Annotated in this window: 8 protein-coding genes; all 8 read left to right on the top strand. The window is 76.4% G+C overall.

Annotation, left to right across the window (positions count from 1 at the left end; translation table 11 throughout):
• The first annotated feature begins 1 nt into the window (after window position 1).
• Window positions 2–397 carry a hypothetical protein gene (locus tag KV557_RS09240; protein ID WP_218199286.1) on the top strand — a complete coding sequence of 132 codons (396 nt, stop codon included), beginning with the start codon at window positions 2–4 and terminating at the stop codon, window positions 395–397.
• Window positions 394–1,242, top strand: a complete 849-nt coding sequence (locus KV557_RS09235) for a zinc-dependent metalloprotease (protein WP_218199285.1) — start codon at window positions 394–396, stop codon at window positions 1,240–1,242. The genes KV557_RS09240 and KV557_RS09235 overlap by 4 nt, the downstream gene beginning before the upstream one ends.
• Window positions 1,243–1,340: 98 nt before the next feature.
• Window positions 1,341–2,453: a PQQ-dependent sugar dehydrogenase gene (locus tag KV557_RS09230; RefSeq protein ID WP_218199284.1), complete on the top strand. Its 1,113-nt coding sequence runs from the start codon at window positions 1,341–1,343 to the stop codon at window positions 2,451–2,453.
• Between the two features lie 163 nt (window positions 2,454–2,616).
• A complete protein-coding gene (locus KV557_RS09225; protein WP_374106606.1) occupies window positions 2,617–3,474 on the top strand; it encodes a DUF4132 domain-containing protein in 858 nt (285 codons plus the stop codon).
• Window positions 3,471–8,651 (top strand): hypothetical protein, encoded by a 5,181-nt coding sequence (locus KV557_RS09220; protein WP_256177145.1) that lies wholly within the window; start codon window positions 3,471–3,473, stop codon window positions 8,649–8,651. The genes KV557_RS09225 and KV557_RS09220 overlap by 4 nt, the downstream gene beginning before the upstream one ends.
• Window positions 8,648–9,808 (top strand): AAA family ATPase, encoded by a 1,161-nt coding sequence (locus KV557_RS09215; RefSeq protein ID WP_218199283.1) that lies wholly within the window; start codon window positions 8,648–8,650, stop codon window positions 9,806–9,808. The genes KV557_RS09220 and KV557_RS09215 overlap by 4 nt, the downstream gene beginning before the upstream one ends.
• 4 nt (window positions 9,809–9,812) lie before the next feature.
• On the top strand, window positions 9,813–13,658 hold the full coding sequence (locus KV557_RS09210) for a vWA domain-containing protein (protein WP_218199282.1): 3,846 nt from the start codon (window positions 9,813–9,815) through the stop codon (window positions 13,656–13,658).
• A gap of 2 nt (window positions 13,659–13,660) precedes the next feature.
• Complete coding sequence (locus KV557_RS09205; protein WP_218199281.1) at window positions 13,661–15,526, top strand: hypothetical protein; 1,866 nt, start codon at window positions 13,661–13,663, stop codon at window positions 15,524–15,526.
• Window positions 15,527–15,644 lie beyond the last annotated feature (118 nt).

Genomic DNA, 15,644 nt, shown 5'->3' with positions numbered 1-15,644 from the left:
GATGCGGCTCCCGCTGATGGTCGCGTGCGGCCTGCGCGAGGAAGCAATCGAGCAGGCGCGAGCGCACGCCGAGGGCGGCACCTGGTATGCAGCCAGGTCCAGTGCCGAGTTCCTGACCGATGCGGGACGCACTGCAGAGGCCGTGGCAGTTCTCGAACAGCACGCCCCCGCTGACAGCAGCATCCTGGCCCGGCACCTCATCGTCGTAGCTCCACCCCGCGTACAGCGCGTCGAGGTCGATCGCCACGTCCCACACGGTGTCCTCGTCCTCGGGGAGGCCGTGGGTGCCGCGGTACTCGACGAAACCGTGGATGTCCGTTCCCATGTGAGGATTCTGGCCGGTCGCGCGGACCGCGTGCGCAGAGTTTTCCCGGCCACGTACAGTTCGGCCTCATGATCGAGATCGTCGTCGAACAGCAGGCGGGCGGGCGTTGGGACGCCATGGCGGACGAGGCCCGCGGCCTGGTCCCGGAACTCGCCGGGCCCGTCCAGGACATCACCGGCCTCGACCTCGGCCCCGAGGTGCATCTGCGGCTGGTGAACCCCGACGACTTCGCGCTCCAGCACGAGGCCTACGTGCGCCGCGTCCGCGAGGCCGTCCTCGCGGGCGACGCCCTGGCGGCCATCGCGGACCCGGTCCGGCGGCAGAAGGCCGAGGCCGCGCTGCGCACTGGCGCCGCCGTGTCGGCGGGCACCAACCGCAGGATCTCGTGCGTACCTTCCGCCCGGATGATCCAGTACGGCGACGGCCGCAGCGTCGTGCTGCTGGCCCCGGCGCAGCTGCCCACCGGCTCGCTGCGCGCCGCGCTGGCGCACATGCTGACCCACCAGGCCCAGATCCGCGCAGGCGGCCCCATGCCCGGCGTCGACGCGGTCGCGGCGCTGCTCGTCCACCGCGCCGGTGGCGGAACCCGGGAGGACGACCCCGTCCTCGGCGCCCTGTGGGAAGGCCACGCCCGCTGGACGACGGGCCGCGTGCTGGGCAGGGACGCGGCGGGGGAGCGGCTGACGGGCCTGGCCGGCCGACTGCTCGCACGCCTGCCCGGCGTACGGGCGGAACTCGACACCCACGACCGGGCGGAGACGTTCGTCCGCTACCTCGTCGAGTCGAGCGGGACGGCCACGGTGAACCGCATCTGGACCGACCACACCCTCATCCCGACCCGCCGCGAACTCACCACCCCGGCCACGTGGCTCACCCGCACCGGCCTGGAACCTCAGGACCGCACACCCGAATCCTGAGCGAACGCGCGAGGCCGTCGGCGGGCGGCGGGTCGTCGGGGACGCTTCGCGCCGATGTGCTGAGCTGAAGGCCCGTCACGTCCACGGAAGGGCCCCCGGTGCACCGTCGCCTCGCCGCCGCCCTGCTCGTCCTGCTGCTCGGCCCGGCCGCCGCCTGCTCCTCCTCGCCCGCACCCGCAGGCGGTGCGACCACCCCTGCCGCGACCACCGCCCCCGCGGGCGCCCCGGTCGTCCGGGCCACCGTGGCGGACGGGCTGGGCGTGCCCTGGGGCGTGGCCGTGCTGCCCGACGGCGACCTGCTGGTCTCGGAGCGGGACACCGCCAGGATCGTCCGGGTCGCGGCGACCGGCGGCCGGAAGACCGTGGCGGGCACCGTGCCGGGCGTGACCGCCGGGGGCGAGGGCGGGCTGCTCGGCATCGCGCTGTCCCCGGCGTTCGCCACCGACCGGCTGGTGTACGCCTACCTCAGCACGGACGCCGACAACCGGATCGTCCGCTTCGGCTACGACCCCACCCTGCCCGCATCCGCCCAACTCGGTGACCCCGCCGTGCTCCTGGCGGGCATCCCGCGCGGTCCGCGCCACAACGGGGGCCGGATCGCCTTCGGCCCGGACGGACTCCTGTACGCCACCACCGGCGACAGCAGCAACTCGGCGCTCTCCCAGGACAAGGGCTCGCTCGGCGGCAAGATCCTCCGGCTGACCCCGGACGGCGCCCCGGCGCCCGGCAACCCGTTCCCCGGCTCGGCGGTCTGGTCGTACGGCCACCGGAACGTCGAGGGCATCGCCTGGGACGGCGAAGGGCGGCTCTGGGCCTCCGAGTTCGGCGCGGACACCTGGGACGAGCTCAACCTGATCCGCCCGGGCGGCAACTACGGCTGGGCCGTCGTCGAGGGCATCGGCAACCGCCCCGAGTACATCGACCCGGTGGCCGAGTGGCGCCCCGCCGAGGCCTCCCCGAGCGGCCTCGCCTACGCCGACGGCGCCCTCTGGATGGCCGCTCTGCGTGGCACCCGCCTGTGGCGCATCCCGATCTCGGGCGACCACCTCGCCGCCGCCCCGCAGGACTTCCTGACCGGCACCTACGGCCGCCTGCGCACCGTCGTCACCGACCGCGACGGCACCCTCCTGCTCGCCACCGGCAACACCGACGGCCGCGGCGACCCCCATCCCGGCGACGACCGCATCCTCCGCCTCGCGGTCCAGAGGTAGCCCCGCCGCCGAGATCTCTCGCAGCCCTCGACCCCGGCATCGTTCACTCGTTCGAGCGGTTTGGTTTCCGCAGGTCGCGGAGCGGGGCCCCTGGGTGTCGGCTTGTCAGTGGGCCTCGCTACGTTCCTCCCATCGCTGACCGGCAGGTGGGAGGAGAACAGCCGTGGCATGGGTGGAAACAGGGGCGGGCGGGTACCGCGTCGCGCTCGACGGGGACGGCAAGGTGGTGTGCCGCAATGCGGCGGGCCGCGAGCTGAAGTCCGTCCCGTCGAAGCTGGGTGACGACCCGGTGGTCACCCAGCTGAGGCAGCTCGCCGAGTGGCTGGACGCGCACGAGCGGCGCTGCCAGGAGGACGTCGAGCGGTGGATGGTGCGCTCGCTGCCCGTGCCCGCGGCCGTGATCACCGCGGTGTGGGCCGACGAGGCCTGGCGGAACGTCCTGCGCGACCTCGTGGTCACCGGGGCGGACGGCGAGGTCGCCGGCTTCCTGCGCGGCGCGGACGCCGAGCGCGGGCTCGGGCTGGTCGACCTGGACGGCGACACCGTGCGCCTCACCGACGGCGAGATCCGGATACCCCACCCCGTCCTCCTCCCGGAGCTGGACGAGCTGCGCGAGTTCGCCGTCGAACTCGGCGTCTCCCAGCGGGTCCAGCAGCTCTACCGGGAGGTCTGGCACCGGCCGGACGAGACGCCGGGCGGTACCGAGGTCACCACCTACACCGGCGGGCGCTACAAGGAACTGCGCGAGCTCACCGGGCGCTGCGCCCGGCTCGGCTACCGGGTGCGCGGCGGCAGTGCCGTCCTGCCGGTGGTCGAGGACGGCCGCGCCGTCGAGGCCCGGCTCTGGGTGGGCGACTACTACGAGTACGACGCGTGCGAGACCGGCCCGCTCAGCTGGGCGGCTCCGGACGGCCGGGCGCTGCCGCTGGCGCAGGTCGGTCCGGTCGCCTGGTCCGAGGGCATGCGGATGGCCGCCGCGCTGCACGCCGGCCGCACGATCGAAGGGGAGGAAGCGGCATGACTGTCACCGCACCGGGCCAGAACGCCCGCCACGACACCACACCGGGCCAGAACGCCCACCACGGCACCACACCGGGCCAGAACGCCCAACTCGACCGGAACGAGCGCCTGCTCGACGCCGGCGCCGTCCTCCAGCCGGGCACCCTGCCCGGCGCCGGCCGGCCCGACAGCGCCGCGGACGTGCTCACCGCCCGCGCCTACGCCCACCCCGCGCTCGACGGGCGCCGGATCGTCAGGCTGGTGCCCGGCGCGCTCGGCGCGGCCGAGGACCTGGCCGTCGACTTCCTCGGGCTCGCCCCGGCGGCCGAGCCGGCCGAGGTCGGCCAGGTCCGGCAGGAGGCGCTCGGCTTCCCGGCGTGGGCGCTGGTCCACGACCCGGCCAACGGGCACCACGCGCTCGCCCTGGTCAAGGAGATCGAACGGCTCGCCCGCCAGGCCAAGTCCAAGCCCGGCGCCGCCAAGGACGGCTTCGACGCGCTCGCCGGGCGCCTCGGCCGTGCCGTGCCGCACTTCCTGCCCACCTTCTGCGAGGAGGTCGGCCGGATCTTCCTCGACCTGGGCAACCAGACCTACGCCGCCAGCTGGTTCGGCAAGGCCCGCGAGGCCGAGCGCACCCACGGCCTCGCGGTGGACGAGGAGCGGCTGCGCGCGGTCTTCCTGGAGTTCGCCCTGGCCGGCGCGCTCACCGTCAAGTCCCTGCGCCAGTACGTGAAGGCGCTCGCCGCCCGGCTCGACCCGGCGACGGCCTGGCAGCGCTTCCGCCAGCTCTGCACCGAGCGCTCCACCGCCGGCATGGCCCCGTACGCCGGGGTCGCGGAGGACGCCCGCGCGCTGATCAGGGCCGCCGGGCTGGACCGTGCCGAGCACGAACAGGCGCTGCTCGCCGAGCTGTTGGCCGCGCCCGCGGCCAACCGGGCGCCCGCCGCGTTCTGGAAGTCCTGGCACGGCGCCCTCGTCGAGCTCGGCAAGCGGGACGAGGCGGTCCGGGTCCGCCTGCTGGAGCTGATGCCCGACGCCGGCAGCGGCGGAGACACCGGCTCCCACGACGACGCCTGGCTCGGCGTGCTCGCCGAGACCGGGGCCGAACAGCTGCTGACCGGCCCGCGCCCCGAGGGCGCCGGGGACGCCGAGGGCACCGAGCCCGCCGCGGCCTGGCTCCGGCGCTGGTGCCACCACCACGGCCGCGGCTGGGGCTCCCGGCCCTCCCACGCCGCCACCGTGGCCCTGGCGGGCCGGATGGCCGGGCGGCTGCGCGCGGACGGCGTGCCGGTCGACCTGTTCACCGACATCCGCCGCAGCAACACCCTGCTCGACGTCCTGGACCTGCTGCTCGCCGAGGGCGTCCCGGTCGCCGACCCGCCGCGCGGCCACTCCTTCGACCTCACCGACTGGGTCCGCCACTGCACCCCGGCCAGCACCGGCCTGGCCGCCGTCGCCGCCGACCCGCGGTTCCGGTCCGCGCTGCGCGCCGCCACGCCCCCGGCCTGGGCGGCTGCCGTCGAGCACCAGGTGTCTGCCGTACCGCTGCTGCGCACGCTGTACGGCGAGTGGGCCGAGGAGCGCGCCGACGAGCTGACCGCCGCCCGCGGCCTGGCCGGCGCGGCCGACCTGGTGCGCTCGCTCTCCCCGTACCGCACCGCCGTCCGCGAGATCGCCCCGGCCGCCGCCGAGCGGATCGCCGGCCTCGACATCGCCGGGCTGCTCGCCCGCGCGCTCGCCACCGGCATCCTCGACGAACTCGGCTGGCCCGCCCTGGAGGAGGCGCTGGACAAGCTCGCCGACCCGCCCAAGCCGGGCGCCGACCAGGCGGCCCACCCGGACGCCGCCGCCCCCGGCCGGCGCACCCTCAACGACCTGCTCGTCGAGGACGCCTGGCCGCACCTGATCCTCGCCCGCCACGACAAGGCGATCGTGGTCGGCCCGCAGGGCATCGTGCTGGAGCACACCCTGCGCCTGCCCAAGCTCGACAAGTGGAACCGGCCCCGGCTGCGCTTCGTCGACGGCGAACTCCTCGTCGTCTGGCAGCAGGACGGCAAGCAGCAGGCCTACTGGTCCGGCCGCCCCGCCGAGATCTTCGAACTCGGCGGACAGACGATCGCCTGGTACTACTACGGCGACCGCCAGCCCGAGGCGCCCTCCCTCCCGCTGCCCGGCGGTGGCCGCACCACCGGCGAACGTCCGCTGCACACCGGCGACACCCGGATGCCCGCCGAACATCGCGTGCTCGGCGACGGCACCGGCCACTGGACCCTGCGCCACGGCCACGACGGGCCCGTCCTGCACGAGTTCGACCCGGCCACCGGCACCCTCGGCCGCGCCGCCGAACCGCCCGTGATCGCCGCCACGGCCGCCGCCGGCCGGCTGGAGCCCACCCGCACCCGGCTGCTGCCGCTCCAGCCCGGCCTCGAACACACCCCGCTCGGCACCGACGGCACCGTGCTCGGCAGCTGGGTCCGGGTCGAGCCCGGCCGCGCCGTCACCACCGGCACCGCCGACGGGCGGACCATCGTCCTGCCGTTGCACGGCGGCGTCACCGCCACCTTCCCGGTCGGCCGCCTCACCCTGCCCGGTGCCACCGGCCAGGTCGTCGCCGGCCCCGTGGTCACAGAACATGGCGTGGGCGCCCTCGCCCTCACCCTGCCCGACCTCGCCGCCCAGGCCGACCGCACCGTCGACCTGCGTCCCTGCCGCCCCGGCGAACTCCAGGCCGCCGGCACCGGGTTCGTCCCGCCGCTCGACCACTGGCACGCGCTGCGCGTCCGCGACGAGGCCGGCTCCTGCATCCTGCGCGCCGTCACCCCCGAGCAGGCCGCCGTCCTGATCGACGTCGCCTGGCCCACCGACACCGAACCCATGCCCGAGGACGACCAGCGCTGGATCACCGTCCAGGGCGTGCGCCGCAGGCTCGCCCAGCGCCAGGGCGCCCGCCGCACCCTGCCCGTCCAGGCGGTCGGCGCGGTCCTGCCCGGCATCGCCGACCTGCGGCTGCTCGCCGGGGTCGCCGGGCTCGCCCGGATCGCCGCCGACCTGCTCGACCGCGTCGCCCGGTTCGTCCCGCAGCCGGAGGCGGAGGCCCGGCCCAAGCCCGGCAGCACCGCGGCCGAGTACCGGCCCGACCATGGCCGCGACGACCAAGTCCACGCCGCCGTAAGTCCGTTCGTGCCCGAGGTGGCCCGCTCCGGCTCCGCCTGGGGCAACAGTGCCACCTGGCGGGTGCTCAACAACCTGCGCACCGTCACCGCCGTCCTCGCCGACCCGCCGGCCCCCACCGGCGAGGGCTGGAGCACCCCGACCACCGTCAGCCTGCACGGCGGCGACACCCACCACGCCTGGCTGTATCTGCTCGGCCGGCTCCACGTGCTCGCCCACGCCGCCGCCTCCCCGCTCACCGAATCCGCCCAGCGCTCCACGCTCGTCCAGCTGCTCGACGAGCTCACCAAGGGACTGCTCGCCGGCCGCGGCGCCACCCTGCGCGAGATCGTCCTCAGCGAGGCCTCCGACAGTCCCCTGAGGAACGGCCGGCCCACCACCCACCGCCAGGGCGAGGTGCTGCGCCACGGCGACCGCACCGTCGTCATCCTCGGCTACCGGTACCACCACCAGGACGGCACGGTGCACTGGCTCGCCGTCGACCACGACCCGAGCGGCGAGTTCGGCCCCGTCGCCCACTTCACCACCGCCGAGGAACGCGGCACCGAGGAGCTGATCAGCGCCGCCTGGGTCGCCAAGTTCTGGCGGGTGCTCGCCCTGCGCGGCGCCGTCCCCCACGACCCGGCCCGCGCCGCCGCCTTCGGCGCCCTCACCGGCATCGGCACCACCCGCTCCGCCCTGCTGCTCACGCCGCCGCCCACGCTCCTCCAGTGGTACGGCACGGTGCTGCCCGCCGACCGGCTCCAGGAGTACGGGCTCAAGGCCACCGAGGCCACCGCCGCACGCGACTGGCTGCGCCGGCGCGACCACGCGGGCCTCGCCGCCGTCTGGGGCGCCCTGCTGCCCGCCGACCCCAAGACCCTCTGGACCGACGGACCCGACATCGCCGCCGCGGCCGCGGCCTGGAACGAGCGCTTCGGACGGCTCGTCACCCTCCCCGAGGACGCCCAGGCCACCGTCCGCGGCGCCGACATCCAACACATCGAGGCCGTCCTCAACCCCGCCAACACCCCCTGGCTCGGCCGTACCACCGCCTTCCGGTTCACCACCGACGGATCGGCCCGCCAGCTGCTCCCGGCCGACCCGTCCGCCGTCCCCGACGCCGGAGTCCTGCGCGGCGCCCTCGACGCCCTGCGCTGGCTCGCCTACCATCTGCCCGCCGACAGCCCGCTGTGCCCCGTGCTGCCGCAGGCCGCCGCCGCGCTCCGGAGCCGGCTCGCCGATCCCGACCTGCTGCTCGACTTCAACCACGTCTACACCGTCAAGGGCAAGCCGCTGGCACCCGTCCTGCGCGCCCACTTCGGCCTGCCCGCCGAGGGCGGCGCCGACCCCGACGGGCTGGTCCGCTGCGGTCCGGCCCTCGTCCTCGCCCCCGACAACTCCGGCCACGAACGGGTCTGGCTGCGCCCCGCCGGGCTCGCCGGGCCCGACGACCCGGTGCTCGAACTGCTCGACGGGCTCGGCGCCGGCTACTGGTTCTCCGCCGATCGCCGCGCCATCGCGGCCGTGCTCGGCGGCGAACTCGACCGCCTGACCGCCCCCGTGGCGCTCGACGCCGCCGACGGAGGTCCGTTCTGGGCCCAGAACCCGCAGTTCGCCGTCCCCGACCTGGTCGCCGAGGCGGCCCGCACCCACGGCCTCGGCGAGGACGCCGCCGCGCTCTACCTCCAACTCCTCGCCCTGCCCGACCCCACCGACCGCAACGTCGCCCGCTGGACCGGCTGGAAGCCCGCCCGGCTCAAGCGGGCCCGCGCCGAACTCGCCGCCACCGACCTCGTGCTGGAGGCCAAGCGGTCCCGGGCCGGCCGCACCCTCTTCCTGCCCTGCGGCTGGCAGGAGGCCAAGTCGCCCGCCCTGCCCGCCGAGACCTGGAAGTCCGCCCTCTACGACCTGCCCACCCACCAGGTGGCGCTGCCGCACCTGCCCGTCCCCGAGCTGTTCGCCCGGGCCTGGCAGCGGATCCTCGACGGCGACGCCCCCGGATACGAACAGCTCCAGACCAGCAAGCGCAGGAAGGCCCGCCGATGACCGCCCCCACCGTGACCAGCCCAGCCCCCGGGCAGGCCCCCGCCCGGCAGATCGTGCCGCCGGAGGAGAAGTACGCCGCCGAACTGGAGTTCCTGGCCGCGTACGACTCCGGCCCGCGCCCGCCCGGCTGGCGGCTCACCCCGCGCGCCGCCGTCACCTTCGTCATGGGCAGCGACGGCGAGAAGCTCAAGGCCGGCCGCAAGAGCCTCGCCATCGAGCAGAAATTCGTCGGCGAGCGCGCCCTCGTCGAACGCTGCGTCGTCACCCTCGCCGGCGAGCGCGGCCTGCTGCTCGTCGGCGAGCCCGGCACCGCCAAGTCGATGCTCTCCGAACTGCTCGCCGCCGCCGTCTGCGGCACCAGCGCGCTCACCGTCCAGGGCACCGCCGGCACCACCGAGGAGCAGCTCAAGTACGGCTGGAACTACGCCCTCCTGCTCGCCAAGGGCCCCAGCCGGGAGGCGCTCGTCCCCTCCCCGGTGCTCACCGCGATGACGACGGGCGCGGTCGCCCGGGTCGAGGAGGTCACCCGCTGCCTGCCCGAGGTGCAGGACGCGCTGGTCTCGCTGCTCTCCGAACGGCGCGTCGCCGTCCCCGAGTTGGCGGGCAGCCCGGACGCGCAGCTGCACGCCGCCGCCGGCTTCACCCTGATCGCCACCGCCAACCTGCGGGACAAGGGCGTCAGCGAGATGTCCGCGGCGCTCAAGCGCCGGTTCAACTTCGAGACGGTCGGCCCGATCACCAGCCTCGCCGCCGAGGTCGACCTGGTCCGCCGCCAGTCCACCGCCGCCGTCGCCCGCGCCGGCGCCCCCTACGCGGTGGACGACGCCGTCCTCGAGGCCCTCGTCACCGCCTTCCGCGACCTGCGCACCGGCCGCTCCACCGAGGGCTGGGACGTCGAGCGCCCGTCCACCGTGATGAGCACCGCCGAGGCCGTCTCGGTCGCCACCGCCCTCGGCGTCGCCGCCGCCTACCTGCCCGACGGCGGCGACCTGCTCGGGCGCCTGCCCGGCCAGCTGATCGGCGTCGTCCGCAAGGACGACCCGGCCGACGCCGCCCGCCTGCTCGGCTACTGGGACGGCCCGGTCCGCCGCCGGGCCGAACAGGGCGCCGCCACCTGGCGCACCCTGTGGGACCTGCGTCCGGCACTGGAGGCGTGAGGCGATGAGCAGCGCGGTGATGCCCGAAACCCCCGGCCGCCCCGGCGACTTCACCGGCCCCGACGACCCGCGGCGGGCCGTCGAGGCGGTGGCGGCCCGCCTGGCCGCCGCCGGCACCGACCGGCCCGGGCCCTACCTGATCGGCGTGCGGCACCACGCGCCGTCGCTCAGTGCGGTCGTCCCCGCGCTGCTCGACGCCGCCCGGCCCGAGGTGGTGCTGGTCGAACTCCCCGCCGAGTTCCAGCCCTGGCTCGGCCACCTGGCGGACGAGGCCACCGAGGCCCCGGTCGCCCTGGCGGCGGCCCCGGCCGGCCCGGACGGTGCAGCCGGCCCCACCGGGAGCGCCGACGGGCTCGCCTTCTACCCGTTCGCCGACTTCTCCCCGGAACTCGCCGCCCTGCGCTGGGCCCGGCGCAACGGCGTCGAGACCATCGCCTGCGACCTCCCGCTCGCCCACCGCGCCCACGCACGCCGTGACGGGGGCCGCCCGGGCCCGGAACACCCCGGACCCGGCGTCACCGACGCGCTGCGCCACCGGCTCACCGGGCGCAAGGGGGACGAGGACCTGTGGGACCGCCTCGTCGAGACCGCGGCCCCCGGCTCCACCCCCGACGCCGTCCGCCGCGCCGCCCTCCTGGTCGGTTGGGCCATGCGCCGCGACGCCGAGACCGGGCCCGGCGTCGATCCGTACGACCTGCAGCGCGAAGCCTGGATGCGCGCCCGGATCGCGGACGCCGCAGCCGGCGGCCGGCGCGTCGCCGCCGTGATCGGCGCCTTCCACGCACCCGCCCTGCTGGACGGACCGCCCGCCGGCGAAGAACTGCCGAGCGGCGACGCCCCCGACCACGTCGTCTCGCTCATCCCGTACACCTACCCGCTGCTCGACGCCCGCTCCGGCTACCCGGCCGGCATCCGCGACCCCGAATGGCAGCACACCGTGCTCGACGCGGCCGGCGACCCCGAACGCCTCACCGAGGCGCTCACCACCACCGCCGTCCGCATCACCGAAGCCCTGCGCACCCAGGACCACCCCTCCGGCCCCGCCGACGCCCGTGAGATCGTCCGCCTCGCAGGCGACCTCGCCCGCCTGCGCGGCCTCGCCGCCCCCGGCCGCGGCGAACTCGTCGAAGCCGTCCAGACCGCCCTCGCCCAGGGCGAACCCGTCGGCCGCGGCCGCGCCGTCGCCCGTGCCCTCGAACGCGTCCTGGTCGGCACCCGCACCGGCCGCCCCACCCCGGCCGCCCCGCGCAGCGGCCTCGCCCCCGCCGTCGAAACCCTCCTGGCCGAACTCGGTCTCCCCGCCCCCGCCGACCCCGGCCCCCGCGAACTGCGGCTCGACCCGCTGCGCACCCCCCTCGACCGCCGCCGCGAGATCCTCCTCCACCGCCTCACCGCCTGTGGCGTCCCCTACGCCGACCCCGTCACCACCACCGGCCCGGGCGGCACCGAAACCCTCGGCACCCGCTGGCGCCTCCACTGGACCCCCGCCACCGCCGCCATGCTCACCGTCGCCGGCACCCGCGGCGTCACCCCCGCTCAGGCCGCCGAAGGCACACTCCGCGACCGCCTCCGCCGCGAGCAGCAGGAGGACGGCCCCACCCCGCGCGCGGTCATCCAGGGCCTCACCGACGCCGCCGCGTGCGCCCTTCCCACCCTCACCCGGACCCGCCTCACCCAATTCACCACCGTCCTCCCCGCGTCCGGCACACTCCCCGACCTCCTCGACGCCCTCGCCCTCGTGGACCGCCTCACCGCCGGCCACTACCCGGACGCCCTCCCCACCGAGGCCCCAGGGGACTCCTCGACTCCCACCGCCCACATCCCGGGCTGTTCCGACGGGAAGGCACCCACGGTCCTGGCCGGCGATGTGGCCGCTCCGGCCGTCGGCGAAGCTGCATCGGACGCTCTGCAGGTGGCTGTTGCGGCTTCCGACGGGCTCGTTGCCGGACGTGTAGAGGATTCCGCCTCACCCCAGGGACATGCGTTGCCGCGTGGCGAGTCGAGTTGCCCGGGCGAGTCGCTGGTTGCCGTGGGCGAAGTGCTGACCGTGGCCGCCGTGCGGCAGTTGGAGGGGCTGGGCGGGTCGGACGATCCTGCGGATGCGCGGGCGTTGGTGGAGCTGGCCCGGCGGGCGGATCTCGGGGGCGGGGTGCGCCTCGGGCATGTGCTGCGCGAACTCGCCGACCACGGCAGTCCGTTGGTGCGCGGCGCGGCCGGGGCGGTGCGGGTGCTGCTCGGGCAGGAGGCGGCCGCGGTGCTCGGCGGGCGGGCGGCTTCCTGGGTGGACGGGGCCACCGGTCCGGAGGCCCGGCATGCGCTCGGGCGCGGGCTGGTCGGGCTGCTGACGGCGGCGGAGGGGCTGTTCGCCTCCGCGCCCGAGGCGCTCGAACCCGTGCTGGAGCGGGTCGTCTCGCTGCCGGACGCCGCCTTCCTCGACCGGCTGCCCGCCCTGCGCGGTGGCTTCGACACGCTCAGCCCGGCTGCCCGCGACCGGCTGCTGACCCTGGTCGAGGAGCGCCTCGGCACCCGACTCGCCGCCCTGCCGGACGCCGTCCCGCCCGCCGTGCTCGCGGGCTGGGCGCGCGCCGATCTCGCAGCCCGTGCGGCGCTCGGCAGTCGCGGCCTGCTCCCGCCACCAGCGAGCGCACCCACAGGGCGTACACCCACACCGAGCACACCTACACCGAGCACACCCACAGCGCCCCCCGAGCCCCCGCCGGCCCTCCCGGCGACCGACCACGCCCTCACCCCCGCCGAGCGCTGGCGCCTGCTGCTCGGCCGCCCCGGCAGCGGCGGCCTTGCCGGCCGTGGCGCCCGACTCGCCACCGCGCTCGACGAGTTGTACGGCTCCGGCCGGGGCGAGGGCTCCGGCCCCGACCTGGACGCGCGGGACCGCCGGGGCGGACGCGAGGCGCCGTACCCCGGGGTGCGGGAGTGGGCCGAGGAGTTGTCGGCGCTGTTCGGGCCCGGCCTCCGCGAGGAGGTCCTGGCCGCCGCCGTTGCGCAGGGCCGCACGGACGCCCTGGAGGCGATCGAGCCGGACGCCGTCCGCCCGTCCGTCGAGCTGCTGCGCACCGTGCTGGAGCACGCGGGCGGCCTGCCGGAGGCGCGGGTGGCCCGGCTGCGTCCGCTGGTGCGGCGTTTGGTGGAGGAGCTCACCCGCGAGCTGGCGACCAGGCTGCGCCCGGCGCTGACGGGGATCAGCGTGCCGCGCCCGAGCCGGCGCCCCGGCGGCGGCCTGGACCTCGACCGGACGATCCGGGCGAACCTGGCCACCGCCCGCCCGTCCGAGGACGGCGGCACCCTGATCGTGCCCGAGCGGCCGGTGTTCCGGACCAGGGCCCGGCACGCGTCGGACTGGCGGCTGATCCTGGTGGTGGACGTCTCCGGCTCGATGGAGGCGTCGACGGTCTGGGCGGCGCTGACGGCCGCGATCCTGGCCGGGGTGCCGGCTCTGAGCACGCATTTCGTCGCGTTCTCCACCGAGGTCGTGGATCTGACCGAGCGGGTGGAGGATCCGCTGAGCCTGCTGCTGGAGGTCCGGGTCGGCGGCGGTACGAGCATCGCGACCGGGCTGCGGTATGCGCGGGAGCTGGTGACGGTGCCGTCGCGCACGCTGGTCGCGGTGATCAGCGACTTCGAGGAGGGCGGCCCGGTCGGCGGGCTCCTGACGCAGACCCGGGCGCTGGTGGACGCGGGCGTTCACGTGCTCGGCTGCGCGGCGCTGGACGACTCGGGGACGGCCCGCTATTCGAAGGCGATCGCGGGCCAACTGGTTGCGGCCGGCATGCCGGTGGCGGCGCTGAGTCCGCTGGAACTGGCCCGCTGGGTGGGGGAGAAGGTGCGATGACCATGATCGAGCAGACGACGAGCTGGCCCTCGGTGCGGCCGGAGGTGGTCGCCGAGGTGGTGGCCGGGCTGAGCGCGCGGTTGCAGAAGCGGCTGGACGGGGCGGCGGCAAAGCTGGCGGAGCGTCCGGTGGTGCGCTCCGGCGACGAGTGGCGGGTGGAGGTGGACGAGGAGACGGTGCTCGTCCTGCACGCCCCGGGCGGCGTGCTCGCCGACCCGTCCGACGTGCGCTGCGGGTGCCTGCTCGCCCCGGCGTGCGGGCACCGGGCGGCGGCGGTCACACTCTGCCCGCTGGCCGAAGCGGCCGAAGCGGCCGAAGCGGCCGAAGCGGCGGAACCGGCCGAAGCACCCGTGGCGCCCGAGCCGGAAACACCCCCCGCGACGGCAGCGGACGACGACACCCTCACCCCGCCCGAACACGCCGCCGCCCAGCACCTCCACCGCGCCGCGTGCACCGTCCTGGCGGCAGGGGTGAGCGGGGCGGGCGCCGTCGCGCAGGCGGAGCTGCTGCGGGCCGCCCACCGGGCGCGCCTGGCAGGCCTGTACCGCCCGGCCGCGGCGGCGGTGGCCGTGGCGACGCGGGTCCGGGCGGCCCGCTCGGGTGCGCCGGACCACCGGCTGGCCGGCCTGGTCGCGGGCCTGCGCGAGCTCCTCACCCTCACCCGGCGCCTCACGGCGGGCCCCGGCCCGGTCGTGGAGCTGCGCGGCACCGCCCGCCAGGCGTACGGCGAGGCGGGCGGGCTGCGGCTGTACGGGCTGTTCGCCGAGCCGGTGCTGACAGCCACGCACGCGGGCGTGCTCAGCTGGGCGGTGGACGCCGACGGCCGGCTCAGCACCGTCTCCGAGGTGCTGCCGCACGGCGATCCGGCCGCAGCGGCCCCGCAGGCCGTCGGGGCGGGCAACCGGGCGGTCCGGCTGGGCGACGCCTTGCTCAGCCACCGCGAGTTCACCCGCGCCGGGCTGGCCGTCCAGGGCGCGACCAGGTCGGCGAGCGGACGGCTCGGGGCGGGTGCCGCCGTCCGGGCCGTCCGGGCGACGGGCACGGCGTGGACGGCGGAGCCCGCCGCCGCGCTGTGGGCCGAGCCGGTAGCCGCCCAAGTGGCGCGGGCACTCGCGGCGGAGGCGCTGCCGTACGAGACCAGGCCGGCCGGGAGTGACCTGCTGTTCCTGGACGTCACCCTGCTGGGCCCGGCCGCGTACGGTCCGGGCGGGGCGCCGCAGCTCCTGGCGCGCTGCGGCGAGGACGGTCCGGTGGTGGAGCTGCGCGCCGCGCACGACCACCCGGGGCTCGCCCACCGCGCGAACCTGGCCCTGCTCGCGACCGCGCCCGGCCTGCGGCTGCGGGTGATCGGCCGCCTGGAACGCGCCGCCCGCCCGGAGCTGCGCCTGCTCGCGGTCGGCACGCCCCCGGGCGAGCCCGCACCGGGTGCCCCGGCCCTGACGCTCCCGGCCGACCGGGCAGGGCGGGTCAACCTCGGCCTCGAACGCCTCCAGGCCGCCGATGTCACGACCACCAGCACCCCCACCACCACCCCCGACCTCCCGGAGGGACAGCCCCTGGACCCGCCCGTGCACCTGCTCGGCCGCCGGGTCGAGCAGACCGTCACCACCGGCCGGAACGCCCTCGCCCCGAGCGCGGGCACGACCGCCGCCGACGCGGCCCGGCTGCGCGCCGCCGGGCTCGCCACCGCGGCCGACCTGCTCGACGCCCTGCGCGCCGCCGCGACCGACCACCGCCGCGACGTGTTCGGCCGGGTGATCCCCGACGACCACGAGGCCTTCACCACGGCCTGGCTCGCCGCCACCACCTACACCGAGGAACTGGCCGCCGCCCTCTGCCTCGCGGCCTGGGGCCCGTCGGAACCGTAGCCCCGACCACAAGGAGAAGCCATAAGGAGAAGTATTTGCACGGACAGGTAATCCGCGTCGGCTGGCATACTTGAACGAGGGGAGAACGAACCAGGCGAGAACGAACCGGGCAAGAGGA

Origin of the sequence: Kitasatospora aureofaciens (assembly GCF_019192735.1) — a bacterium.
GTDB classification, from domain to species: Bacteria; Actinomycetota; Actinomycetes; order Streptomycetales; family Streptomycetaceae; genus Kitasatospora; species Kitasatospora aureofaciens_A.
The sequence above is the reverse complement of the archived record's forward strand: the minus strand, read 5'-3'. Positions and strand labels throughout refer to the sequence as shown.